Raw genomic sequence first — 26,241 nt, forward strand, 5'->3', positions numbered from 1 at the left:
TTCGACTAATTTTTGGAGGTAAAGTGATTGAAATGAATAAACAAGAACAATTAAATGTTATAAAAAAAGATTTTATTGATTCTCAAAAAGTATTATTGGCAATTGGCGATGAAACACGTCAAGCTATTTTGTTAGTTCTCATGGAAACGGAATGTCAAACCGGATTACGTGTAGGAGAAATTACGAAACAAACACACCTTTCTCGGCCAGCGGTATCACATCACCTAAGGATTTTACGAGAAGCCGGTATTATTTTAATGCGTAAAGAAGGTACAAAAAACTTTTATTATATTGATATACGTACAAAATTAAGTTTATTAAAAAATCTTGTATTAGACATTGAAAAGCTATTGCACAACTTTTATCCCACTTTAACGGGCAGTAAGACCCCCACCTCAAAATTCAGCGAAAGCAAATAATTTAGATAGGGGATCAACTGCCCATAAAGGTCCGATTGGTGAGGGCTGATAATCAGTGGGGGATGAAGCCCCCCACAGTTTCATTTTATTGAAATTTGGAGGTATAAGAAATGAAAGCGATGATAATTGATAAATACGGAAAAGTCCCAATGCATATGACAGAGGTACCTACTCCTGAAATAAATGAGTATGAAGTGCTCGCAGAAATTCATGCAGCTAGCATTAACCCAATTGATTTTAAAATACGCGATGGAAAAGTAAAAATGTTACTGAAATATGAAATGCCGCTAATCCTTGGGAATGACTTTTCCGGTGTCATTACGAAGGTTGGATCAAAAGTAACTCGTTTTAAAGTCGGTGATGAAATATATGCTCGTCCAAGAAAAAATAAGATTGGTACTTTCGCGGAATATATAGCCATTCATGAAGATGATATAGCCTTAAAACCGAAAAATTTAAGTTTTGAGGAAGCTGCGTCAATTCCACTCGTTGGCTTAACATCCTATCAAGCATTACATGACATTATGCACTTACAAAAAGGTCAAAAGATTTTAATTCACGCTGGATCTGGTGGTGTTGGTACTTTCGCAATTCAGTTAGCAAAAATAATGGGCGCTACTGTTACAACGACTGCTAGTGAAGCTGGTACGAATTTAGTCAAGTCTCTTGGTGCAGATGAAATTATTAATTACAAAACAGAAAAATTTGAAGAAATACTAACAAATTATGATGCAGTATTTGATACAATTGGCGGTACAACACTTGAAAAATCATTCAACATTATAAAAAGCGGTGGCAACATTGTTTCCGTTTCAGGTACGCCGAATGCTCGATTCGGTAAAGAATTCGGTTCAGGATTTTTCAAAACACTCTTATTTTCATTAGCAAGCAAAAAACTTACTGCACTTGAAAAGAAGCATAATGCTCAATATTCATTTTTATTTATGAAGCCAAGCGGAGATCAACTACGCACTATTGCAAACTATATTGAAGCCGGAAAAATCAAACCGGTAATCGATCGAGTTTTTTCATTTGAAGATGCTCAAAAAGCAATGGAATATTCAGAGGCTGGCAGAGCAAAAGGAAAAATAATCGTAAAAATTAAGTAATAATAAAAACTCCATTTTTTAAAATGGAGTTTTTATATTTGCTGTTAAATAGACATAGTGCAGTGAAGTCCTTACAATAGATTGCAAGGGGAAATATCATATTATACTTTTAGCTAATTTTACAAAAAATACATACGTACACATACATAATAAAAAAATAAACAAGGAGGAGATACAATGACTAAAAATAATGAAGCAGGTTGGAATTTAGACAATAGTTATGCTACTTTACCACATTCATTTTATACAGAAATCCCCCCTACTCCCGTAAGTTCACCGGAGTTAGTTAAGCTAAACCATTCACTTGCGATATCTCTTGGCTTTAATCCGGAAGAACTGAAGAAAGAAACCGAAATTGCGATTTTCGCCGGTAATGCACTACCAGAAGGAGCTCATCCATTAGCTCAAGCGTATGCTGGCCATCAATTTGGACATTTTAATATGTTAGGCGACGGTCGTGCTCTTTTAATTGGTGAACAAATTACTCCTTCAGGTAAACGTTTTGACATTCAGCTGAAAGGTTCTGGCCCTACTCCTTATTCACGCCGTGGTGATGGTCGTGCTGCACTCGGTCCGATGCTACGTGAATATATTATTAGCGAAGCAATGTATGCACTTGATATCCCAACTACCCGCAGTTTAGCAGTTGTCACAACAGGTGAGCCAACCTATCGTGAAACAAAGTTACCTGGAGCTATTTTAACTAGAGTTGCAAGCAGCCATATACGCGTCGGCACATTTCAATATGCTGCAGCTCGCGGCTCAATCGAAGATCTTCAATCGCTAGCTGACTATACAATAAAAAGACATTACCCAGAAATTGAAGATCCTGAAAACCGATATACTGCATTGCTACAAGAAGTCATCAAAAAACAAGCCAGCCTCATCGCTAAATGGCAACTTGTTGGATTTATTCACGGCGTAATGAATACTGACAATATAACGATTAGCGGTGAAACGATTGATTACGGCCCTTGTGCATTTATGGACCATTACGACCAAGGAACTGTATTTAGCTCTATTGATACACAAGGCCGCTACGCATATGGAAACCAACCATATATGGCCGCATGGGACCTTGCGCGATTAGCAGAATCTTTAATACCAATTCTGCACGAAGATGAAGAAGAAGCATTAAAAATTGCTCAAGACGAAATTTCAAAATTTAGCGTACAGTATGAAAACCTGTGGTTCCTTGGAATGAAAAAGAAATTAGGACTATTTAGCAACGAAGAACAAGATCATTCACTTATTGAGCAACTTTTAAAAATGATGGAGAAATATAAAGCGGATTACACTAATACATTCCGTTCATTAACTCTTAATACGTTAGAAAATACCCCTCTATTCGATAGCTCTGAATTTAAAGAATGGTACAAACTGTGGCAATCTCGATTAGAAAGACAAGATGAATCGAAAGAAAATGCCTACGAAATGATGAAAAATAATAACCCATCAATCATCCCAAGAAACCATCGCGTAGAAGAAGCACTAGAAGCAGCTGTCACAAATGGCGACTATAGCGTAATGGAAAAACTTCTTGAAGCTCTAGCAAATCCTTATGCGTATGCTACAGATCAAGAAGAATACTGCGTTACACCTGCGCCTACGAATCGTCCTTATCGTACTTTTTGTGGGACTTGATTGTTTAATATGTAAAAAGGTGTATTCATACAAATTGTGTGAACACACCTTTTTTATATTCCCACCTCTCAACTAGAACTTTAAAATACCCCTCCCCGATTTCCTTTCTTTACTCCAAACCAAAATTAATACTATTCCAATCGGCTTACTGAAAATCTTATTAAACAAATATTGAGAAATAAAAATCGTATTTCTAAATATTGTTATTTTTGATACTATATTTTATAAGAATATTCAAAAAGCGAGGGGATTTCATGAACGTTCAACTACAAGGTAATGAACAAATTACAAAATTATTTAATGACTGGTATTTAGCCATGCTAAAACAAGATGTGTCCCAGGCGACAAACTTAAAGCATGAAATTGAGGAAAAGCAACTAAACATTACAGAAGATGAAAACTTAGCATTATACTATTCTCTACTAGATTTTCGTTTCAAAGTTTTAACTGATGGTTTAAGTATTACAAAAGACAGTTTCAATAAGATAGATTCTTACGCCATTTCACCTAATCACCAACTTTCTTACTACTATCATTTATTTAAGGCGATTCATGCTACTTTAACAACAAATTATAATTTAGCAAGTGAACATTATGAAAAAGCTGAGAGACTACTGGTAAATGCCACTGATGATCTAGAAAAAGGGGAATTTAATTATCGAATGGCTATTTTCTATTATCATTTTTACCAGCCAATTGAGGCTATTGAGTATGCAACCAAGGCGAAAGAATTCTTCATAAAAGCTGTAGGCTATGAAAAGAATGTCGCCTCTTGTGAAAGCGTATTAGGTGCAGCATTTGTATATTTAAAACAATACGAGCAAGCAGAGGAAAAATATAATTCAGCAATCAATATTTTACAGAAACAGGGTGAAGAATCATTACTGTTAAGAGTGCGTAATAACTTAGGTTGGCTATATGCTAATCAAAACTTATCAACATTAGCTATTCGTCATCTATCTGAAGTGACAACAAAAATGCCTACACATTTTAAAGCGATTTTCTTACAAGCAAGGGAACATTCTAAACTTGGTGAGATAAATATCGCTTCAGAATTTATAAAAAAAGGATTAAAAATTTGTACAGAACTTAACAATGAAGAATATATGCTTCACTTTAAAATTTTAGAGTCCCTTAACAATAACAAGTCAACTGAAGACTTAGAAAAAATTATTCTTGAAGGAATTGCGTATTTCGACAAAGAATCCTTATATAACTACACTCAGGAATATTCAGAAAAGTTAGCCATTAAACTTTATGATGAAAATAATCATATAAAAGCAAGTGAGTATTTTCATAAAGCGTTACAAGCAAAAGAAAAAACGTTTGAGAAAGGGGCATTAAAATGATAAAAAAAATTAGTTCTATCGTTTTAGGATTATCTGTACTAGGTATTGTATCTATTGGTCTAAATAGTTCATTTACATATCAAGCAGGCCATGCGGATTTCCCTGCACCACAAAGACCTGACCTTGTTCAATCCGTTGACGTAAGTAAAGACTATAACTCAACAATAGCTGAAAAAACACTTTAGAAAACGAAAGACCTTCATTAAGAAGGTCTTTTTTAATAAGCTTATTTAGAATATTTCCCTTTCATATAGGCTTTATTTTCTCATCAACTCCGCAATCCCCCTACTCCCCTCACTACCAACTTTCTCAAGTTTCTCCACAACTAATGCTCTTCTTTCCACAGAATGATTTTGACTTAACTTCGCTTTTCCTTCTATTTTACTAATCTTAATTTTAAAACCAACTATCCCCTTACTTAATCCCACCATATAATTTGGATCTACATCATCAAGTGAGTAGGCACTCTGTGGATCTTCATATGTATGTACTAAATCTTGAAGAGAATTTATTAATTCCTGTTCATCTTCAACAATTTCTAATTCACCATATACATGCACTGCAACGTAATTCCATGTTGGTACTGCATTGTTTGTTTCATACCATGACGGCGATATGTAACTGTGTGGCCCTTGGAATATAGCGAGTACTTATTGATTCCCACTATCTTTCCACTGTTCATTCGGCCGTGCGAAATGACCATGTAACGTGAGTGTTTCCCTATTTAACAACAACGGCAAATGTGTTGCATATGGTTCCCCGTTATGTTGAGAAAATAATGTCGCAAAGCTATTTTGTTCAATTATTTCATACTTCATCTCTTGATCTTGTATTGCAAAATATTTTGGTATGTACATAATTCCCCTCTTTTCCGGTCTTTTATTTCTCATTATATTTAAGTCTCGTTTCATTCAATAGGGCCAGTTTGTATTTCTTTTACAATGGCAGCTTTCTATCCAAAAAGAACAGGCGGCATATACTCCATGCCGCCTTAGTTTATTTCTTCTAATATATTTGTAATAAATTTCGTCTTACCTTCACTGTAGCTCGTTCTACTTTTTGACTCTCTTGCTAACTCGTCCTTTAAACGACCATATTCACCAGCAACATCTTCATGTTCACGAAGATAATCCCGAAACGCTATATGTCTTCTTAGCTCTTCACTTTCTTTATCACACACATACAAATGATGTTCCATCCAATCTGTACTTTCTCCGTCCCACGGAACGAAAGTATCCTTTCTACCAAATGCCTCTCTCCCTTTATAACTCCATTTTTCCTGATGATAGTATCCTATCGCTTCAAGATTTGTTACTACTTCAGGAAAAATCCCATAATCTTCTATTACAATATCAATATCTAATATTGGTTTTGCTGCAAGCCCTTTAATAGATGTACTCCCAACATGTTCAATGGATAAAATGCTGTCTTCCATTACATCGTTAATGAGAGTTTGTAGCTTATTAAATTCACTTTCCCATTTGATGTTATATTCTTCGATAGTAATTCTTTGTTTCAATGTATCCCTCTCCTCAAAAGCAACTATAACCTCTGAATATGAGTATCCTTAAAATCTGTCTCATATTTCAATCCATATCCAAACATTCGATCCATTCCAATATGTGCTGTCCATATTAAACCAATCATTATAACCGTATCTACCTTAAAATAGACTCCTATGATAGCTATTACTATCGATATAATATATGTGTGACATATATTATAAATCTTAGCACCTACATGATTATTTATACCATACGCTAACATTGATAAATCCGGAGCTAAAAGGAACAGAAAAAATATTATCCAACTAAATTCATATACTGAATACGCATAAATGGCAGCTATGAAAACAACTAGCCCTTCAAAATGTACAATACGTTTTTGCATTCTTTATCATTCCTATTTTTCTATATTTACCGATAAAGTTTCATCACTGAAAGTATCCTTTGCATTTTTTGACCAGATGGTTGCTAATATTGGTCCTGCAATGTTATGCCATACTGCTGCTAATACACTTGGAAGCGCAGCTGCTGGTCCAAAATGTGCTGTTGCTAGCGCAACACCTAAACCTGAATTTTGCATTCCTACTTCTATTGAAATAGCTCTTCTTGTCCCTTCGTCTAGTCTAAGTATGAATGCTGTTATATATCCGAGTAAAAAACCAAATGCATTATGAAGCATAACTGCGATAAATATAAGAAGTCCTGAAGAAGTAATGCTACTTACATTTGCTGAAACTACCGCTGAAACAATAATGATAATTGCTAAAACTGATATGAAAGGGATAACGGTCATTCCTTTCTTAACAGTTTTCGGGAAAAACTTCTTCACTACTAATCCTAAAATAATAGGTATGATAATGACTTGTACGATAGAAAGAAACATAGACATAGGATTAACCGGCATCCATTGTCCTGCAAGCAATAGTAAAATAAGAGGTGTAGCAATTGGTGCTAGTAACGTTGATAATGATGTCATTGCAATAGACAACGCTAAGTTCCCTTTTGCTAAATAAACCATAACATTTGATGCAGTGCCACCCGGTACTGAACCGAGTAACACTAATCCAGCTGCTAATTCGGCTGGCAGATTCATAACGTAGGCTAGTACGTATGCGACAAGTGGCATAATAATAAACTGAGCACATACACCGATAATAACTGGCAATGGTTTTGTAGCAATGATTTTAAAATCAACAGCCTTTAACGTTAATCCCATCCCAAACATAACAACCCCAAGTAAAATCGTTATGTAACTAGTTAACCCTAGAAATGGAGCAGGAATAAAATACGCAATAGCTGCAATACAAATAACCCAAAATGCAAAATACTTTCCAGCTATATTACTTATCGCTTCTAGTACTTTCACCCAATCAGCCCCTATCCTTTAACTGAAAAACTTTATTCGGATTCAAAATATTTTGCGGGTCAAGAGCTTTCTTTATTTTCTCCATTACGAGTAATGCCGCCCCATGTTCTTCTTCTTGATACTTCCGCTTTCCGATTCCAACGCCATGTTCTCCCGTACACGTTCCCCCTCGTTTAAGAGCATATAAAACGATACTTTCATTTATTTCGTCTGCCTTTTCCACTTCTTCTTTATCGTTAGGATCAACCATTAAAAGCACATGGAAATTCCCATCTCCTACATGACCAAGAATACCACCAACAAGACCAACCTTATCTAATGTCTCTCTCGCATGTTGAATTGCCCCAGCCAATTCTGAAATTGGTACACATACGTCTGTACTCATAAGCTTTTTACCAGGATAGCTATGGACGTAAGCGTATGCTAGATTATGCCGCGCATCCCATAATTTATTTCTCGCTGCCGTTTCCGTTTCAAAAGCAACTTCTTTACATTTATGATCAAAAACAATTTCTTTCGTAAACTCAATATCTTGCTTTAGCCCTGCTTCATTACCATGAAACTCTAAAAACAGCGTAGGCTCTTCTCTGTAACTTGTTTCACTATAATGATTGACTTGTTTCATAGATAGTTCATCAACGAGTTCAATTCTCGCAATCGGAATACCCGCTTGTAATATGTTAATAACAGCTTCTACTGCATCATTTATAGCCGGAAACGATGCTCTCGCGGCCATAACATGTTCTGGTATACCGTATACTTTTAGTGTTAATTCCGTAAAACATCCAAGCGTCCCTTCTGACCCTACGAAAACACCGTTTAAATGGTAACCTGATGATGACTTCGCCGCTAAATTCCCAGTATGTATTACTTCTCCATCAGCAAGAACGACTTCTAAATCACGAACTTGATTACGCATTACTCCATACTTAACCGCTGTCGTTCCGCTTGCATTTGTAGCAGCCATTCCACCTAACGTTGCATCTGCTCCTGGATCCACACTAAAAAACAATCCATACTTTTTCAATTCTTTATTAAGCTGAGAGCGAGTCACTCCTGGTTGTACTCTCACTAGAAAATCTTTCTCTCTTATTTCAAGAATTTTGTTCATTAACGAAAAATCAACTGTAATCCCTTTTTCATAAGGAATTACGTGTCCCTCTAAACTGGACCCTACTCCAAACGGAACGACAGCTGTTCCGTGCTGACTCGCTACTTTCATTATCGCGCTAACTTCTTCGGTCGTTTTCGGAAAAACTACTACATCAGGTAAACTACTAGCATGATAAGATTCATCTTTACTATGTAACTCTCTTACTGTCGTATTGATTACTACTCGATCTTCAGGAATTACGTTTTTTAATTCATTTACTAAACGCTCTACTGTTATTTCCATCGTACACTCTCCTACTCTCTATAAATTTGAATTACAAAATATGTTAAGTGTTTTATACATAATAATCCGAAAAATTAAATAATTCAAGTTTTACATAAATGAAATTCGTTTCCTACTATCCAATAAACAAAAAGAACTTGCAATTAATTGAATATAGATTAAATAGTATAATAAAATAAAACCAGACCTTATATTTAGAGTTTTTGAGTTTGATTATATATAATCAAACTTTTTGTTTGTATGGGGTAGCACAAATAAAACGCGAATTTCGTACGCTAAGGATATCCAATATAAAAAATCCCAATCTCTCAGTGATATACATAAGAAATTGGGATTTAATTATTTAACAATTGCACTCAACTGTTAAATAATATCTATTTTTTCATACGCTTTACAAACCTATAACCTGTTATCTCGTAACCAAGGAATTTATATAGTTCGTGTGCCTTTATCCTCTGTTCACTTTTTCCACTTAGAAGATAAATAAAATTAGAACCCCTTTTCAAAGACCATTCTTCCACATATTTAATCAATGCTTTCGCAATACCTTGACCACGATATTCTTTCTTTGTAACTAGCGATGTTATTTGAATCTTTTCATCATTGTTTGTGTACGTTGTATGAATTGTTATTCCTATCATCCCTACTAAGTTATTATCATTTATTGCAACAAAGGTGTAGTAATTTGGATTGGATTCGATACGTTGCATTCTTACTTTCATTTCATCTAATGAACTGGGATAACCTAAATCTGGCATTAAATCTGTAAATTGTTTGATGTCATCAGAATTATATTTTCTTATCTCCACTAAGGAACCCCCCACATTTTTTCTCTAATTATATCATCTTTAATATTACAATATTTGTCTTAACGTACAGAATCCGCGTTATGTTGGTGTACCCCATGCCCATCACCTTAAGAATTTAGAACTTCCCCAAAAAATTATGAGTTTTTTGTTACAAGTTATCACAAAATTTTCGTTTTTTTGGTAGTTTTATTTTCTTAGCTTGATTACGATGAGCGGCACCCCATAAAGGCCCCTAATACATAATTGATGTTCTGCCATTTGTAGAAAACAATTCACTTATACCATTTTAACAAGAAGAAATATCTCGTCCATGTTGTAATATTGGCTTACGTTAAGCTTGTGAAAAAAACATATTCATGTATAATACAATTGATGTATGATACATTAGTTGTAGGAGGGGGACCTTTTTGAAAAGAGAAGATGCCTTAAAACTAAGAACAGATATTAAGAAAATGATTGTAATAACTGGGGTTTTTGAATCTCAAAATTTGCCCAATGGACCATTTGAAAAACCTTTACCAACTTCTCAAATGATGGCGTTAGAAGAACTAGAGGTGGAAAAATTAACAGTTTGGCAACTATCCAATAAACTTAGATTAGAGACTTCAACTGTAAGTAGATTGGTAGATAAGTTAGTAAAAAAGGGGCTTATTTATCGTGAAGTAAATGAAAAAAATAGAAGAGAACTTTTTCTGCACCTCACAGAAAAAGGTCACATAACTGTTAATTGCTTAAGAGAGCAATCCATTACATTTTATCAAAGTATTCTCAATAATTTATCAGAGTCAGAACAAAAAATAGTTGTGGATGGTTTTGAATTATTTATTGATTCTATTTCTAAGTCTTTTGATTAGAATGAGGTAAATCATAACATTTGGAGGATAAAATGAGTTTGCATTTTGAACGTCCTATTATTGAATTAAAAGAGAAATTTGATGAATTAAAGAAAATTATGAAAGAAAATAATGTAGATTTATCTTCAGAAATTCATGAATTAGAAAAACGTTTAAATAAAATGCAAGATAAAATTTATTCTAATATTACACCTTTTCAACGAGTTCAAATTGCAAGGCTACGTAACCGGCCCACGACATTGGACTATATACCTTTATTGTTTACAAACTTTCTCGAACTTCATGGTGATCGATTATATGGTGATGATAAAGCAATGATAGGTGGTATTGCAAAATTTAAAGGAATGCCCGTTACGGTTATTGGTCATCAAAGAGGTAGAAATACAAAGGAAAGTATAGAAAGAAATTTTGGAATGGCACATCCAGAAGGTTATAGAAAAGCGCTAAGACTTATGAAACAAGCTGATAAATTTAATCGCCCTATTATTACATTTATTGATACAATAGGCGCCTATCCAGGGATAGGGTCTGAAGAACGTGGAATTTCTGAAGCGATAGCTCGAAATCTATTTGAAATGACTACACTTAAAGTGCCAATTGTTTGTATTGTAATTGGAGAGGCATCAAGTGGTGGGGCTCTTGGCATTAGTGTCGGTAACCATATCCATATGTTAGAGTATTCATGGTACTCGGTAATTTCGCCAGAAGGAGCAGCATCTATCCTATGGAAGGACGCTAAGTATGCTCCAGAAGCTGCTGAACATATGAAAATTTCAGCAAAAGATTTAAAACATTTAGGAATTATTGATGAAATCATCCCTGAAATTAAAGGTGGAGCACAAAATGATATAAAATCACAGGCAAAAATGATTGAATCTGTAATCGAATCATCTCTAAAAAAATTGATACCATTATCCTCGGAAGAGCTTATACAACAGCGATATGAAAAGTATAGACAAATAGAGAATTATAAATGAAAGTATTTAAAGTCCATATTACATTTCGGAGGATTCTCGCGAAAAAAATTCTAAATATTTTGTAAGCAACCTCTTAAACCGGGATATGCTGACACTATTACTCTACAAAAGATGTGTGATCGGTATGGAAAAGGAAAATTTATTCAAATGGAAGCATTATCACATGCCCATCAACTTAAGAAATTGATTGTTCCCCAAAACGAAAAAATGAGCTAAATTCTCATAAATAACTGTAAAAAGGTGAAAATTCCGGTATGGGGGTATCTCAAAACTTAGGTTGATGGCAATGTGGCGTGACCCCTGTATGTAAAAATACATCCATTAAATCAATCTTTTTTGAGATAATGGATGTATTTTTTTATTTTTCATTTACCTACATTTTGATTATTATATTACATATAATACCGTAGATATTTAAATGTAACTACAATAAAAAAGGCACTACATCATTAAAATGTAATACCTTTTTATTAGTTTGCTTATAAATATTTTACCCTAGATAACAATTATGGCAAGTTCTTTTCTATAAAGTGAAACTTTAATCAGTAGGGGGTTCATCCCCCACTGATTATTAGTTGAACCAATCGGGCTTTTACGGGCAGTCCGACCCCTACCTAACTTCTTTGCTTTCGTTGAAATATGAGATGGGGGTCTTACTGCCCGTTAATGCGGGATAAAACTATATTTTAAACGACTTCTTTATTAACAACATAAACCAAATTAAAGTAACTGCCATCAACGAATGAGAAAAACCAACAATATAAGTTAACCCTTTAAAGTCCGCTCCATTTAACTGAAGAAGCCCTCTTGCTGCTAGCGAACCTAACATTAAAATTAGTGCGATATTATGTACAACAAACCACTTATTAAAAGTATTCGCTTCATGAAACGCGAATACTTTTGCTAATCCTAAAGCAATTAAAAAGAAGAAAAAGCCGAGTACAAGTGTATGTGTATGTAAAAGGTTTAACAAAGTAGATCCTACAATCCCTTTATACTTTCCATACTCCCTAGCGAAAATCCCTGATAATAAACCGATAATCAAATACGTAAACGATGCATTATATAATTTCTTCATTATGTACCTCCTTGAGTAGAATGTGTAGTGTGTCATATTTAGTAATAATGATAGTTATATAGTAAAAACTCCTAGTCACCTAGGAGTCATTGTATAAGCATCTCACTCTTTACAATCAATTCTAATTATAAAATATCCCTTTATACAAAACAAACGAACTTTATGTGAACAATCAGGACTCTATTAAAATATGTTGCGATTTTGTATTACACAATCCATACTAATGATTATAAATGTTAAAGGTGGTGCATTGGATTGATAGTTCTTGAAACTGAACGCCTCGTTCTTCGCTGGTTTGATATAAAAGATGCTCCATTTATTCTTAAATTAGTAAACAATCCTGCATGGATTCAGTATATCGGTGATAAAAGGATTAAAAACTTAGAAGATGCAAAAAAATACATCTTAAACGGACCCATCGATATGTATAATAAAATGGGCTTTGGCCTTTACTTAGTAGAACGAAAAGAAGATTTCACTTCACTTGGTATGTGCGGTCTTATTAAAAGAGATTCATTAGAAGATGTTGATATTGGCTTTGCCTTTTTAGAAGAATTCCGTTCAAAAGGATATGGCTACGAGTCAGCCTCCGCTGTAATCGAATACGGAGTACAAAAACTAGGACTGAAACGAATTGTAGCAATTACTACTATTGATAACATCAATTCAGGAAAGCTTTTAGAAAAAGTAGGATTGAAGTTCGAAGAGGTCATTTCGGACTCAGGGGAAGATTTAAAATTATTCGGGTATAACGCGTAAAAAAGATTTTGAAAGAAAAACCCTTGATTTGTCTACGCTAAGCAGAAAATCAAGGGCTTCATTTATGTTCTAAGGGGGCGTAATGATCGAATAGAATGGGAACTGTTAATATCGAATTTATATTGACCTAAGAAATTTATATGCTCCCAACCTAAAGGTGGAATATGGGCAAGTAAAGGCTCCTGATGTTTTCCTACTTCCATATGTAAATCTGTTTCGTGATGTAGTAAACCATCAATGACATGAACGGCATCCCTAGCATTCGTATTAATCACTTTTGTATAAAAGCTAGAGAATTGATCACTCACAAAGCGATAAAGTGAAACTTTAATCAGTGGGGGTTTTCTTCATCCCCCACTGATTATTAGTTGAACCAATCGAACTTTAATGGGCAGTTAATCCCCCACCTAACTTCTTTGCTTTCGCTGAATCTTGAGTGGGGGTCTTACTGCCCATTAAAGTGGGATAAATGGTAGCACCTTTACCTGTTCCGTAATGTGGATTTGCGTCTGCATGTAAAGATGAAACCCCAATTTGCATGCACATCCCATCTGAAGACGAAGTGGTACCATCTCCCCAATAAGAAGCTAATTCTAGTTGGTGCTAGTAATTTACTAATGTTGCTTGTGCCTTATTCATTGAATCTTCACCACTCGTTTTTTATCGGACTTCTTTTTACTGTACTTTTATTTTCTTTATGAGTTATTAGAAAAATAATTGTCTATATAAGTCTTTATTTTTTCAAAATTCTTTTCCATAAATAAGATTGCTGGTACTTCAATTATTGGAAGATTATTTTCATTATCAAAAGGTGGACACGGTTTGGGAACTACCAAATAGTCAACTGAGTTTTTATCCCTAATATAATTAATCGAAACATCATAATACTCAGAAAAATATTCCTTCAAATCATCCTGATTCCTTAAAAATGGTAGAGAAAATATTGAACCATAATTTATACCAGCGTCGACAATTAATACAAAGCATATTTTTTTCATGATACACCCTCCTCGTATAATAAGTTTTAAGTTAATAACTGTTCCTTGAAAATTAAATAGTTTTTATCTTCAAGAGCTACATCAAAAAAATGATGTATGGGTAAAATTTAGTCTTGGATATCAGGGGATCCCACAGATAATGGAAGTACAGCGATGAATCCATCGGGAATATGCTTACTCCTCCTGTAGTTCGAGCACGTTAAAAGACTGTGACCCAGACCAAAATGCACTGCATACGCACAAGCTGTATCGGTTTCCTTCACTTACCTCTCTAGTGGTGGGAGGGCAGCTTAGGTGAAGGCAATCATTGAATACTCATACGCGAGGTTGTGGCTATGTTTTGGACTCTAGGGAGATCCCACAGTATCCAAGCTCATTCCAAATACTATTCAAAGAAAGGAGGTCCTTTCTTTGAGATTATTCGTAGCTATTGATGTAAGCTCTGAAAAACTTGATGTATGTTTTCTTGACAGTCATGACACTTGTTTTCGTAATCCGAAATTAGCTTTAGCTTCTAGAAGAAACTATATGGCTAGCTCATATCCTATCGGTATCTTGAGTGTTGATTTTACATGGAACGACTTTACTTAGGCGAAAAAGCTAAACTTTTTTACGGATCTAATCGGCTTTATATTTGAGAGATATTGTCTTATCGTGTTTTTCATGACATTTAGTTGGTGGCCCCGTGGTGTAATTAGAAAAAGGTAACACTGATAAAAACAGGTTTCCTTTTTCTTTATATTCAATTAAATTATATCATTATTTTACATAAATTTACAGACTTTGTTTTTTTATTTTATTGGTAAGCTTATGCTTAGCGTATAATTTACGCGTTTCGTCGGCAGGACCCCTTATATGGAATCTTGTACAATACCGTATTGAAATTAAATATGCCTAAATGGACTGCACATATGGTAGCTACGATACTTTCCCTTGGTAGTACCTATCAAGCTTTTGTAAATTTTATTTAATTTTTTGTATAACACGCAACAAAAAGGTCGCCACTCACGGCGACCTTTTTACTATTTCACTTCTACCGTATAATTCCCTGTTCCCCCGCTATACTGATACACATGTAAGTAATACTTTCCTGGATACGTGTAGTAACTTCCTACTAACTTATTCCCTTCTTGCTGTGCATACGTAACATAATTATTTAAATCTGCTTCCGAATAAAGAACCCAGTTCATTCCGATATTATTTTCATTCGTTACGTTAATTTGAAGGTTTTTAGCAGTATCCACATTAATTTCAAAGAAATCACTCGTATCGCCATTTCCTAAACTAGCACGTAAAATTTGATTTAGCTGCAGTTTATTTGCTGTTTGAAATGAGTTATTCGGCTCTTTTTCCACACTGTTATCTTCTTTCTTTTGAACCGTTACATTCGTTGTAGCAGTATTCGTTAATCCTTTGTCATCTGTTACTGTTAATTTCGCTGTATATGTTCCTTCTTTTGTATACACGTGAGTCGGATTTTGCTCATCACTTACTGCTCCATCGCCAAACTCCCATTTATACGAAATGATTTTCCCATCTTCATCTTTTGATCCATCGCTTTTAAACGAAATTGCTTCATTTACCTTTCCGCTATATGGACCATTTATAACCGCAACTGGCGCTTTATTCACAGCACCTTCTTCTGTATTAATACCATGGAATACAACATCATACTCAAATTGTCCTGCTGCATTCACACGATAGTTTACGAAGTATGCTGTTACTGTTTTATAGCCTGTCCATTCTTTCGCACTTAAACGTTTTAACGTATCATTCACGTTTTGTGTAATTGTCTTCCAGTCTTCATATTCTCCTTTTGCAGTAGTACCTGTGTATGTTCCTTGTAGTGTAAATGTATGAAAGAACTGTGATTTATTTTTCTTAACTGATACATTATTTAATTTTGCTTCTGCTGTAATTTCTGCCGCAATATCTGAAACTGGTTTCGGTGCGTGAGTTGCTAAATAATCATCTGATACTAACGGAACATTATATTTCTCACGGTTATCTACTAACATTTGCATATAATCTTGATATTCTTTATTTAAATTCGCATCTTTACTTAAAGCAGAGCGGTATGCATCATATGCTGTTACATCATTTTTCCTAATAAGATCATGAATTTTGTCAAACATATCATATCTCTTATTGTACATGTACGATTGTAAAGCGAAGGAATAATTATAGAAATCCCACGTTCCATATTTTGCGTTTAACGTTCTCTCTGCTGTATAACGTTCTGCTGGATTTGAAGATATTCCTCCTATAATGCTCTTTCTCGGTACAACATTATCTGTTCTCGTTGCCCCTGCAAAAAACTCCGCATTCCCTTCTTCAAACCAAGATAATCTCTCATTCTCATACATCTTCCCTTGTCCCCAAAGTCCTGGCACTTCATATCTACCTTGTAAGTAATGTGTGAACTCATGTCGGAACAATTCTTCTAAACTATAAATACTTTCTTCTGGCGTACGTTCATAAGTAAAGAACGTACCTGTTCCTTCTATATAAAGACCGCCGTTATTCGTTTCATATCCGTATAATTGACGGTTAAATTGATATTCAGATGGGCTATTATAAATAACCATTGTTAATACATCATCAGGATTGCCTTTTTCTAACGGCTGGTCACTTTCAACCGTACGATGGAATTGTGCCTTCACTTCTTTTGCCGCCCAATATAGACGTTTTACTTTTTCTTCTGTCACCTTATCTCCAGCTTTTAACACAATTGCTCCATCATCGAACGTATACGTTTTCGGTAAATATTTTTTCTTACCATCTTCTCTTATTTGATCTAGATCAACCACTTTACCATTCGCATCTTTCCCGCCATAATTCGTCGCAATTTGCTCAGCAGCTACGAAATATTGCTCTCCTAAATACGGATACATTTTCATTGCGTCCGTTACAACTTGCAACCCTTTCGTTCCTGTACTATGGAACGTACCAAGTCTACCTGTATAATAAATACCATTATTAATTAACCAACCATTTTTCGCTGTCACCGTTCCAATTAAGGCAAAACGACTTAATTCATTAATATAGCTATCAATTTTTTGATACCACATTGTATCTTTCGGTGCTTTTCTCGTATCGTATAAATACGATTGAATATCGTAATCAACACCTTGCATAATATCGTAAATCGCATTTCCAGCTGATAGATTGTCTACCAATGTAGAAAAATTATCGTTATATTGTTTAAAAATCTTTGCAGCTGATGTTATCGTTTCCACATCACTCGAAGCATTTCCTATTAATTTTCCGTATGATGAGACAACTCTATTTTGTTCTAACGTACCGAGTTTGAAATTCGGGTTATTCGCAATCGTTTTTAATGCAGGTAAGCATTTATCATGATAGCTTCGATCATTTAGTTTACTTAATTCTGTATGATAAAATCCTAGATAAAACCCTGAGCGTAATACCTCTACTAAAGTCTCAATCCCTTTTGAATCATCCTTCGTATAAGCTTGTCCTTGCTGCTTCAATTTATCAATAATTGCCTGCATTCTACTATCATTTTGATAGAATGCAAGACTATCCTTATTAAACTGAAATAGCCCAGTAATTTGCTCCCAATCAATTGTTACAAGTAAATCCACTAACTGCTGATTGCTCAATTGATTTAATTCAGCAATTGTATACGTTTTCGCTGCGGTTAATTGTTTACTTTTCTTTTTTACTTCAGGCGGTCTTTGTGACAAATCAGCAAATTGTAGCCTTTTCTCAAAAGACTTATTTTCCAACACTTTTGATGAATGAGCTAATTCTTGCACTGGTAATTGTACACCAACCGGCTCCATTTTGAGCACATTCCGATATGAAACTTGCTCTCCCTTTGTACCTTCTGCCAATGCGCCCCCTTGAAAACTCCCTAACATGAAACTAGCAAAGCTTACCCCTACTAACACTTTTTTTGAATAGCCTTTCATGCTCTCCCCTACCTTACATTTTTAGTGTACCGCACCATTATTTTACTATTTTTACTTTTTATACTGTATTGAGAAAAAATAAGGTAACGTTCACACATGTATCCATACCATGCAAAATTAACACTTGACTTTATGTGCGTTTTATATCAAAAAAAGATAGATGATAGCGTAATTCCCGCTACATCTATCCTCGTTTTCAGCGCTATGATTTTAACTTTATGAATGTAACTTCCGGTAATGTTTGCATATGCTGAATAAACTCATTCTTTTCTTCTGGCGATATATTTTTCAGTTGCATCCCTACCTTATAAACAGTTTCTATACCTTGCTGTGAAGCTTCCACTTCATATGAAAGTATTGGAATGCCTTTCACTTGTAGTGTTTCTAATATTTGTTGTACTGCTTCATGTTTATTTATACACATTTGCACCGTTATATTTTGTGGAAATAAAAATTGCACCTTAAAAATACGACTTACAATCTCTAAACCAATTAAAACGAGAATCGTCGCTCCAATTCCTACTACATACATGCCAGCCCCAATTGTTAATCCAATTCCTGCTGTGGCCCATAAACCAGCTGCTGTCGTTAATCCTTTCACCGCCTGCTTTTGAATAATAATTGTCCCTGCACCTAAAAAGCCTACACCACTAACAACTTGTGCTGCAATACGGCTTGGATCAAGTGCCATATGTTCTTCATTCATAATATCTGAAAAAGCATATTTCGAAACGACCATTATTAATGCACTCCCTACCGCTACTAGGAAATGTGTTTTTAATCCCGCCTCTTTTGATCGAATTTCCCTTTCAATACCGATTATTGCCCCTAACAAACCCGCAACACCAATTCGTATAATGAAATCAAAATTTGCACTCACGAGCCCTTCCCCCTTTCATTCATTATAGATAGATAAAACAAAAATTATCACACACATCCATGTATCGATATGAAGGAATTTCACTAAAATACACTTAATACCTAGGTCGTTTTATGTTAATATTTTAAATATTAACATAAAATAAATAACTTCCAATTTTAAACATCCACTCATTTTCTTGAAAAAACAAAGGTGGATTACATGAAATGAGGTTGAGAAAGTTTGGAAAACGCTTTCATTTTTTGTTGTAATTTTTTATACATTCTACATAAATAAAGGAGCTTGCTAACAATGAACGTCTCTTTGCTTACACCTACTACCGATTTACAAGACGAATACTTAGATTTTTATAACGAATGGAAAGATAGCGGTGAAACGATGATTCCGTGGGTTATTACAAAAGACCCTTCTAACTTCCCCGCTATGGTACAAGAACTACTAGATGCCCATAACGGAATAAATCTTCCTGAATCTTGGGTACCAGATTCTACGTATTGGCTCGTTACAGATCATAATAGAATTGTAGGCGCTGTTAATATACGTCATAGTTTAACCGAACATTTATTTAACGCTGGCGGTCATATCGGTTATGGCATTCGCCCTTCTGAAAGAAGAAAAGGTTATGCTACGAAGTTATTAGAATTATCTCTAGAAAAAACGAAGGAATTAAACATCGAGAAAGTACTTGTTGTTTGTGACGAAGTGAATACAGCTTCTGAAAAAACAATTTTACATAACGGTGGACTTCGTGATGATGATTTCACTGAGGAAGATGGGAATGTAGTAAGAAGGTTTTGGATTGAGCTATGAAGAAGTCCACCAATAAACATACTCTTGTTATAGAGAAGTATAGTAGAAGTAATGAGCTACAAGTAAAACAACTTATTGATTTATATAATGAAGAATCGTATCTATATCACTTATTACGAAATATTAAAACAAAATGCGCGTATGTTGCCTACTATAAAAAAGATGTAGTAGGCATCTTTTTTACCTGGGGCAGTAACTTCCATCCATTCTGCACATACTTTCGAATATATACGAATCCTTTCTATTCAGAGCTACACATTGAAGAATTTTTATTAAACGAAATTCCAAAACTAGAAAACTTCAAACTACCATTACAAACCTCTATATGGGAAACGTCAGCTCATTTAAAAAATTATTATGAGCAAAATAATTTTATGGAAATCCGAAGAACATATATGCCGATATTAGACGTACGAAAAATAATTTCTATCGATATAGTCCCTAATTCAAATTATCATTTACAAACTTTATCAAACATCTTATCCGATAATAATTTACTAGAAAAACTAGCCTACTTAGTAAAAGAAATTTACGAGCAGACCCACTTAGCAAATCCAGTTGCCTCATTCCCGCTACAAACTTGGAAAGAAATGATCTTAGCTGATGATGTGTTACTGGATGGGAGCTATCTCATTATAGATGAAGAGTATCAAATTGTGGCATACTCTTTCCTCCATACATCAGAAAAGGATAATACGGTAGAACTAGGATGGTGCGGAACTCACACGATAGACGATTTATCCTTACTGAAACTGCTCGTTTTCGAACAATTTATGTATGCAAATAAACACGGCTATTCTTTCATTCAAGGTGAATTCGATTCAACTAGTATATATGCCATGGAAATCTTAAAATCCTTTCCTTTTAACCCTTGTCCTACTTGGATTACGTATCAAAAAGAAGCTAGAAAGTGATGAAACACTTTCTAGCTTCTTTTATACTGCTTCTATTTCAAATTGGACTGTAATACCACTCGGGTCTACTACTGTAAACCCATTTATAGTTTCATTTATTTCATGCTGTTTTTCTATTAATCTTTCTTTCACTTCATCTAACGCTTCTTTATGCGGCAGTACTATCGTATACACTTTTAATCCAGTTGCATGTGCCGGTGGGTGCGGATTATTTACTCCGTTCCACGTATTTGCGCCTATATGGTGATGATATCCTCCTGCAGAAATGAATACGCAGTCATCTTCGCGTTGCTGTACTTCAAAGCCTACTGTATCTACATAAAATTCATATGACTCCTCTACATCGGCTATCCGTAAATGCACGTGTCCAACGACAGTATTAGCAGGTAATCCATCAAATTCATAATCAACAAGCGTTGCTAGTTCTTTTAAATCAAGCGGGGTACTTCCTCCTGGCCCTTCTCCCCATTGATCGCGCGGACGATCCGCATATATTTCAATACCATTTCCCTCTAAGTCATGTAAATAAAACGCTTCGCTATACGTATGATCACTCGCACTATTAAACCTTGAAATTGGTAAAATTTCATTTGAATATGTATAACGTCCCTCTTGCTCAGCTGGACTATCAATTACATTCTTATTACGAATCACACCAAATAATGCCGAAGCAAACGCCTCACGAGTCGGAACTAAAAAGGCTACATGATATATACCAGTCGTACGCGGCTCTTGCAGTAACCCGTCCTCTAACTTTTCAAGAACAAGTAACGTGTTCTTTCCACCTTTTCCAGATAAATACGCTTTATTCCCCTCTTGCTTAATTACTTCTAAACCTACAACATTCTCGTAAAAAGCAATTTGACGTTCTAAATCTAACACCTTAAATTCAACATGACCAATACGTGTTTTTGGATGAATTTGTACCATGAGTAACTTCCTCCCCAGTTTCCTTTTATTTTTATATAAGTTGATGGACAATAGCCACATTCAACGAACATACTTTAATTTTGTTTTTTTGTAGCATCAACTTTCAGCCATTTTGTTGATATTTCGCTTAATGTCCCATCTTGTTCTAATTCTTTCAATGCTTTATTTATATCTTCTAACTTTTCGCTCTTTTTAGCAAATGGAAATGCAATCTCTCCCCATTTAAGTGGACCAAATCCTACTTTCACATTATCTAAATCGGCCTTTTTAATTGTTGTTTCTACTTGCACTTTATCATTATAGTAAGCATCTACACGACCAAGTCCTACTTCATTCAATTCTGCTGTTGGATCTTCTGAGAACGTTTTAATTGTAAAAGCATTATTTTTATTTACAGCTTTTAATTCTTGTTCCCCGGCTGTACCAAGCCCCACACCTACAGTCTTTCCTTTTAGATCTTCTATCGATTTAATTGTATTATTATCTTTCTTCACCGCGAAAACAGATCCTGAATAAACATATGGAATTGAAAAGTCATATTTCTTTTTTCTTTCCGGAGAAACCGATAATTCATTTGCAATTGTATCAATACGACCCGAGTCTAATAAACCGAATAATCCTTCAAAATCAGAAACGCTCCATTCAACTTTATATCCAGCTTTTTTAGCAGCCGCTTCAATAATTTCAGCATCAAAACCTTTTACTTTCTCACCCTCTTTAAAAATAAATGGACTACGACCTGCAGACGTCCCAACTTTCACTACTTTTTCATCTGTTTTTTTGCTCGCTGTATCTGAACCACAAGCAGATAAAAGCCCAACCGATACTGTTAATGCTAATGTTAGTAATAATGATGATTTCCTCATAATTTTTCCTCCTAAATAACGAAATGATTGCCTTCTTCTGAAGCATTCAATTGTCGTAAAAACTTTTTCGTACGCTCATTTTGTGGATTCCGAAAAATTTCTTCTGGCGTTCCCTGCTCTACAATAATGCCATCAGCCATAAATATAATACGGTCCGCTACTTCTTTCGCGAAATTCATTTCATGTGTGACAATAACCATCGTTATATGCTGCCTTGCCAAATCCTTAATGACTTGCAATACCTCGTTCACTAATTCTGGATCAAGTGCAGAAGTCGGTTCATCAAACAATAATACAGCGGGATTTAAAGCCATTGCCCTAGCAATACCTATTCTTTGTTGTTGCCCACCTGATAACATCGTTGGGTAGAAATTTTCTTTTTCAGCTAAACCTACTTGTTTTAATATTTCTTTTGCTATTCTTTTTGCTTCTTCTTCACTTTTTTTCTGCACAACTGTTAATGGCGTTGTAATATTTTGCAATGCTGTTTTATTTTTAAATAAATTATAATTTTGAAAAACCATCGCTGTTTTTTGGCGTAATTTTATTATTTCCTTTTTATAAAGCTTCTTCACATGAATCTCTAAATCTTCAATTCTAATACTTCCATCCTCTGGTTGTTCTAATAAATTTAAACATCTTAATAGTGTCGATTTACCTGAACCAGAAGGTCCAATAATGACTACCACTTCTCCTTTATTTACAGTAAGTGAGATTCCTTTTAGTACTTCATTACTTTTATAAGATTTATACAAATCACTTATCTCAATCACACATATCACCTCATCCTTGTTACAAATACGGTGCATCCAGTTTCTTTTCTAACTTTTTCTGTCCCCAGCTAATTACGATTGTAATAATCCAATATACAATTGCTACCGCTAAGTAACTTTCCATATAACGATACGATTGTGCCGCTAACATTTTCGCTTGCGCTAAAATTTCAGCCACCCCAAGTGCAAAAGATAACGAAGATTCTTTTAACAATCCAACAAAATTATTTCCAAGTGACGGTACTGCAACCCGAATAGCTTGCGGAAAGATAATCTGTCGCATAGCTTGCGCCTTTGTCATTCCAACTGATAAACAAGCATCCATTTGTCCCGATTCGACAGCATTTAATGAACCCCGAATAATTTCTGACAAATACGCTGCATTATTTAAACTGAGACCAATTAAAGTCGCTTGCATCGCTGTAAGTACTGTAAAGGTTGGGAATATTTGCGGCAATCCGAAATACAACACGAACAATTGAACTAATAAAGGTGTTCCTCTAAAGAAAGATATATATACTCTTGCAATAGAATATAGAAATTTCGTTTTGTTTTTCGTTATGATCGCCAAACCTATCCCTATAACAAAAGAAATAATCATTGAAACTACAGTAATTCCTAAAGTTATGTATACATACTTAAATAATTGCGGAAAACTTTCTAAAAAATACGTTACATCAAACTTCACTCTATCCCCCCTCTCTAAATAAAAAACTCTTCTTACACATATAAGAAGAGTTGAATGTTAATCCATTTCCCCTCATCTTCCAAACGCTTCATACGTTTGCTGGACTTAGCACAGTACTTTTATAGCCTGTTGCTGAGATTTCATCGGGCCAGTCCCTCCATCTCTCTTAATAAGAAAACTAATAAATTTTTCCATTTATTTAGTTGTTATTATGAAGAATACAGTTAATAACTAATAATGTCAATAGGAAAACTAAGAATTAAATTCGATAAAGTGAAACTTTAATCAGTGGGGGGTTCTTCATCCCCCACTGATTATTAGTTGAACCAATCGGGCTTTTATGGGCAGTTGATCCCCCATCTAACTTCTTTGTTTTCGCTGAATTTTGAGGTGGGGGGTCTTACTGCCCATTAAAGCCGGATAAATTCCCAAACATCTTGTTCCTCACATTCACCTAGTCTTGAAATGTATCACTAATACTGGATAAACTACACAGAAAAAGCCATTATTTCTATTGTTAGTAGAAATAATGGCTTTTTCTAGATTATGATTCTTATCGCATTTTATGTACTTCAGCAACTAACTTTCCGCCCTGAATACCCATATAAAGCTTCACAGGTGCATCATTCGTGTTTTCAAACACTAAGTCTAAGTATGGATATGCAATTGTAGCATCTCTTCCTTGTGGAACGTAACCTACCGTTTTAGAATGTGTTGTTCTCTCTACCATTTTCAAACCAGCTTGATCTGCTGCATTGTATAATGTTGATGATGTTTGACAAACACCACCGCCATATCCATCTACTAATTTACCATCTACAATTTCTTTTCCTAATTGATATCCTTTATCTGGCGTTGTATCACCAATTAATGCATTGAAAGAGAAACGGTCTCCTTTTGCTAATACAACTCCATTTATGCTCGCTGCTGACAAACGAATATTTTCAATACGGCCACCTGTTGAGCCACCTAAATTCGTTTCATATCTACCAATTACCGTACCACTTCCTTGCGCATCACTTAATGTTGCAGTAGGCTTCTTCTCAACAATAGGTAATTGATAGGAAGAATCCCACATACCTACGTTTAATAATTTATCTACTAATTCTTTTTCCATTAATTCATAAGAAGGTTTCCCTTCTTGCCAACTTCCATCAGATCCTAGACGTGAAGGGACCATCTTTTTGTCAACATTTTTTCCAACTTCCCTAGCAACCTTCTCAACTGATTTTTTAAATTTCGCTTCATCTTCAAAATAACCTAGACTCGACAAATCTAGCTTTTTCACTTCCGTACCTGTACGACCATCTACTAAACTAATAGAATCCTGTACTTCTGCTTTAGCCTCTACCGTGTGGCCACCAATATCACTTACTAATGCAACATCACTTACTTTTGTACCACAGCCACTCACTACAGCTACACATAAAACCCCAACTAATATACCCTTTACTTTACGGAACAATATACTCTCCCCTTTTCCCCAATACTACTTTTATGTATTATTTCATTTTTATGTATGTTTTGTTACAATCATTTTACAATATATTTATAAATTGTTACAAGTTATTTTTCACTCTATATAAATTACTCTGTTCTTTTCCAAATGTCTATACATATTTACATAAAAGTTTGAGTTTGATAAAATTGTAACCTTTACGTAACCTCTCCCCATTATCCAGTATATACCATAAAACGAACGAAATACAAATGTAAAACTCCATATTCATATTTATAAAAAAACATCCTGTGAACATAAATAGGTATTTGCCGTGCCACACTCCGCTTTTACACATACATTATGGTGAATTAACCTATTTTAAAGAAATGGAGGATGTTTTTATGTACCCCTACAATCCATACGATCCATATAACCAAACTGGTTATCAACCTCAATATGATTTACAAGCACAATACCAACAATATATAGATCCAGTAGAACAAGTTAATCCATACGATCAAACTCGACAATTCCAACTTCCAATCTCTTTTCCTGGTGCTGGAAACCGCCAATTAGAAAGACGAGTAAATGAGCTTGAACAAAGAGTACGTCAATTAGAAAACACGGTTGAGCGTCATACACGTAGATTAAACCGCTTAAACCAACGTTTACGTACAGTAGAAAACAGACTGAACATTCCATTTTCAGCATTAGAAGACGGATTTTAATTTCGAAAAT

At 34.8% G+C, this 26,241-nt stretch carries 26 protein-coding genes, 3 pseudogenes and 1 riboswitch; of the genes and pseudogenes, 12 read left to right on the plus strand and 17 right to left on the minus strand.

Annotated elements, in window-relative coordinates; genetic code table 11:
* The first annotated feature begins 23 nt into the window (after window positions 1-23).
* The 5 genes from RTP99_RS06410 (at window position 24) to RTP99_RS06430 (ending at window position 4,706) form a co-directional block, all read left to right on the plus strand.
* On the plus strand, window positions 24-419 hold the full coding sequence (locus RTP99_RS06410; RefSeq protein WP_000571883.1) for an ArsR/SmtB family transcription factor: 396 nt from the start codon (window positions 24-26) through the stop codon (window positions 417-419).
* Between the two features lie 110 nt (window positions 420-529).
* Window positions 530-1,528 carry an NADP-dependent oxidoreductase gene (locus tag RTP99_RS06415; RefSeq protein WP_000646396.1) on the plus strand — a complete coding sequence of 333 codons (999 nt, stop codon included), beginning with the start codon at window positions 530-532 and terminating at the stop codon, window positions 1,526-1,528.
* Window positions 1,529-1,705: 177 nt separating this feature from the next.
* Window positions 1,706-3,172, plus strand: a complete 1,467-nt coding sequence (locus tag RTP99_RS06420) for a protein adenylyltransferase SelO (protein WP_000164894.1) — start codon at window positions 1,706-1,708, stop codon at window positions 3,170-3,172.
* Between the two features lie 254 nt (window positions 3,173-3,426).
* On the plus strand, window positions 3,427-4,521 hold the full coding sequence (locus tag RTP99_RS06425) for a Rap family tetratricopeptide repeat protein (protein ID WP_001102723.1): 1,095 nt from the start codon (window positions 3,427-3,429) through the stop codon (window positions 4,519-4,521).
* Window positions 4,518-4,706: a Phr family secreted Rap phosphatase inhibitor gene (locus RTP99_RS06430; protein WP_000592008.1), complete on the plus strand. Its 189-nt coding sequence runs from the start codon at window positions 4,518-4,520 to the stop codon at window positions 4,704-4,706. Before RTP99_RS06425 ends, RTP99_RS06430 begins: the two co-directional genes overlap by 4 nt.
* Window positions 4,707-4,778: 72 nt before the next feature.
* Here RTP99_RS06430 and RTP99_RS06435 read toward each other — a convergent pair.
* The 6 genes and pseudogenes from RTP99_RS06435 to RTP99_RS06460 form a co-directional block, all read right to left on the minus strand.
* Window positions 4,779-5,378 (minus strand): annotated as a pseudogene (locus tag RTP99_RS06435) (FMN-binding negative transcriptional regulator).
* 134 nt (window positions 5,379-5,512) lie between these two features.
* Complete coding sequence (locus RTP99_RS06440) at window positions 5,513-6,040, minus strand: GrpB family protein (RefSeq protein WP_000813608.1); 528 nt, start codon at window positions 6,038-6,040, stop codon at window positions 5,513-5,515.
* 23 nt (window positions 6,041-6,063) lie between these two features.
* Window positions 6,064-6,411, minus strand: a complete 348-nt coding sequence (locus tag RTP99_RS06445) for a DUF4260 domain-containing protein (protein ID WP_001172037.1) — start codon at window positions 6,409-6,411, stop codon at window positions 6,064-6,066.
* A 12-nt stretch (window positions 6,412-6,423) separates the two neighbouring features.
* Entirely contained in the window at window positions 6,424-7,392 is a 969-nt protein-coding gene (locus RTP99_RS06450; protein ID WP_000865820.1) for a bile acid:sodium symporter family protein, read from the minus strand.
* 4 nt (window positions 7,393-7,396) lie between these two features.
* The gene (locus RTP99_RS06455; RefSeq protein WP_000406959.1) at window positions 7,397-8,788 is read right to left on the minus strand and encodes an FAD-binding oxidoreductase; all 1,392 of its coding nucleotides are present in this window, start codon (window positions 8,786-8,788) and stop codon (window positions 7,397-7,399) included.
* 374 nt (window positions 8,789-9,162) lie between these two features.
* Window positions 9,163-9,597 (minus strand): GNAT family N-acetyltransferase, encoded by a 435-nt coding sequence (locus RTP99_RS06460; RefSeq protein WP_000405815.1) that lies wholly within the window; start codon window positions 9,595-9,597, stop codon window positions 9,163-9,165.
* 407 nt (window positions 9,598-10,004) lie between these two features.
* Here RTP99_RS06460 and RTP99_RS06465 point away from each other — a divergent pair, with 407 nt between their 5' ends.
* Together RTP99_RS06465 and RTP99_RS06470 are read left to right on the plus strand one after the other, a co-directional pair.
* Window positions 10,005-10,451, plus strand: a complete 447-nt coding sequence (locus tag RTP99_RS06465; RefSeq protein ID WP_000817666.1) for a MarR family winged helix-turn-helix transcriptional regulator — start codon at window positions 10,005-10,007, stop codon at window positions 10,449-10,451.
* Window positions 10,452-10,483: 32 nt separating this feature from the next.
* Window positions 10,484-11,428, plus strand: coding sequence for an acetyl-CoA carboxylase carboxyltransferase subunit alpha (locus RTP99_RS06470; protein WP_000052087.1), 945 nt, complete (start codon window positions 10,484-10,486; stop codon window positions 11,426-11,428).
* A 679-nt stretch (window positions 11,429-12,107) separates the two neighbouring features.
* Here the strand turns inward: RTP99_RS06470 and RTP99_RS06475 are convergent.
* Entirely contained in the window at window positions 12,108-12,506 is a 399-nt protein-coding gene (locus RTP99_RS06475; protein WP_000737906.1) for a DUF2871 family protein, read from the minus strand.
* 255 nt (window positions 12,507-12,761) lie between these two features.
* Between RTP99_RS06475 and RTP99_RS06480 the strand changes: the two genes are divergently transcribed.
* Complete coding sequence (locus RTP99_RS06480; protein ID WP_000636232.1) at window positions 12,762-13,265, plus strand: GNAT family N-acetyltransferase; 504 nt, start codon at window positions 12,762-12,764, stop codon at window positions 13,263-13,265.
* Between the two features lie 197 nt (window positions 13,266-13,462).
* Here the strand turns inward: RTP99_RS06480 and RTP99_RS27830 are convergent.
* The 3 genes and pseudogenes from RTP99_RS27830 to RTP99_RS06495 all read right to left on the minus strand — a co-directional run.
* Window positions 13,463-13,597 (minus strand): annotated as a pseudogene (locus RTP99_RS27830) (Tn3 family transposase); the annotation flags it as partial.
* A 133-nt stretch (window positions 13,598-13,730) separates the two neighbouring features.
* Window positions 13,731-13,913 (minus strand): annotated as a pseudogene (locus RTP99_RS06490) (Tn3 family transposase); the annotation flags it as partial.
* 47 nt (window positions 13,914-13,960) lie between these two features.
* Complete coding sequence (locus tag RTP99_RS06495) at window positions 13,961-14,263, minus strand: hypothetical protein (protein WP_000717607.1); 303 nt, start codon at window positions 14,261-14,263, stop codon at window positions 13,961-13,963.
* Window positions 14,264-14,674: 411 nt separating this feature from the next.
* Here RTP99_RS06495 and RTP99_RS06500 point away from each other — a divergent pair, with 411 nt between their 5' ends.
* Complete coding sequence (locus RTP99_RS06500; protein WP_001236331.1) at window positions 14,675-14,854, plus strand: hypothetical protein; 180 nt, start codon at window positions 14,675-14,677, stop codon at window positions 14,852-14,854.
* A gap of 431 nt (window positions 14,855-15,285) precedes the next feature.
* Here RTP99_RS06500 and colA read toward each other — a convergent pair whose 3' ends face one another.
* Window positions 15,286-18,201, minus strand: coding sequence for a collagenase ColA (gene colA, locus RTP99_RS06505; RefSeq protein WP_000679538.1), 2,916 nt, complete (start codon window positions 18,199-18,201; stop codon window positions 15,286-15,288).
* A gap of 202 nt (window positions 18,202-18,403) precedes the next feature.
* Window positions 18,404-19,081, minus strand: a complete 678-nt coding sequence (locus RTP99_RS06510; RefSeq protein ID WP_001275622.1) for an MgtC/SapB family protein — start codon at window positions 19,079-19,081, stop codon at window positions 18,404-18,406.
* A 291-nt stretch (window positions 19,082-19,372) separates the two neighbouring features.
* On the opposite strand from RTP99_RS06510, the gene RTP99_RS06515 reads away from it, so the two are divergent.
* Both RTP99_RS06515 and RTP99_RS06520 read left to right on the plus strand, forming a co-directional pair.
* Window positions 19,373-19,891 carry a GNAT family N-acetyltransferase gene (locus RTP99_RS06515; protein ID WP_001103108.1) on the plus strand — a complete coding sequence of 173 codons (519 nt, stop codon included), beginning with the start codon at window positions 19,373-19,375 and terminating at the stop codon, window positions 19,889-19,891.
* Entirely contained in the window at window positions 19,888-20,805 is a 918-nt protein-coding gene (locus tag RTP99_RS06520; RefSeq protein ID WP_000749951.1) for a hypothetical protein, read from the plus strand. The genes RTP99_RS06515 and RTP99_RS06520 overlap by 4 nt, the downstream gene beginning before the upstream one ends.
* Window positions 20,806-20,826: 21 nt before the next feature.
* Here RTP99_RS06520 and RTP99_RS06525 read toward each other — a convergent pair whose 3' ends face one another.
* From RTP99_RS06525 to RTP99_RS06545, 5 genes are all read right to left on the minus strand, one after another.
* On the minus strand, window positions 20,827-21,735 hold the full coding sequence (locus tag RTP99_RS06525; protein ID WP_000249886.1) for a VOC family protein: 909 nt from the start codon (window positions 21,733-21,735) through the stop codon (window positions 20,827-20,829).
* 74 nt (window positions 21,736-21,809) lie between these two features.
* On the minus strand, window positions 21,810-22,601 hold the full coding sequence (locus tag RTP99_RS06530; protein ID WP_001232342.1) for an amino acid ABC transporter substrate-binding protein: 792 nt from the start codon (window positions 22,599-22,601) through the stop codon (window positions 21,810-21,812).
* An 11-nt stretch (window positions 22,602-22,612) separates the two neighbouring features.
* On the minus strand, window positions 22,613-23,374 hold the full coding sequence (locus tag RTP99_RS06535) for an amino acid ABC transporter ATP-binding protein (RefSeq protein WP_000570172.1): 762 nt from the start codon (window positions 23,372-23,374) through the stop codon (window positions 22,613-22,615).
* 19 nt (window positions 23,375-23,393) lie between these two features.
* Window positions 23,394-24,062, minus strand: a complete 669-nt coding sequence (locus tag RTP99_RS06540; RefSeq protein WP_000667175.1) for an amino acid ABC transporter permease — start codon at window positions 24,060-24,062, stop codon at window positions 23,394-23,396.
* 69 nt (window positions 24,063-24,131) lie between these two features.
* Window positions 24,132-24,238: riboswitch (SAM riboswitch) on the minus strand.
* Between the two features lie 377 nt (window positions 24,239-24,615).
* Window positions 24,616-25,527: a VanW family protein gene (locus RTP99_RS06545; RefSeq protein ID WP_000488988.1), complete on the minus strand. Its 912-nt coding sequence runs from the start codon at window positions 25,525-25,527 to the stop codon at window positions 24,616-24,618.
* A 362-nt stretch (window positions 25,528-25,889) separates the two neighbouring features.
* Between RTP99_RS06545 and RTP99_RS06550 the strand changes: the two genes are divergently transcribed.
* The gene (locus tag RTP99_RS06550) at window positions 25,890-26,231 is read left to right on the plus strand and encodes a hypothetical protein (RefSeq protein ID WP_001997954.1); all 342 of its coding nucleotides are present in this window, start codon (window positions 25,890-25,892) and stop codon (window positions 26,229-26,231) included.
* Window positions 26,232-26,241: the final 10 nt, after the last annotated feature.

The sequence above is a fragment of the Bacillus sp. (in: firmicutes) genome, assembly GCF_031983925.1.
Classification (GTDB): domain Bacteria; phylum Bacillota; class Bacilli; order Bacillales; family Bacillaceae_G; genus Bacillus_A; species Bacillus_A pacificus.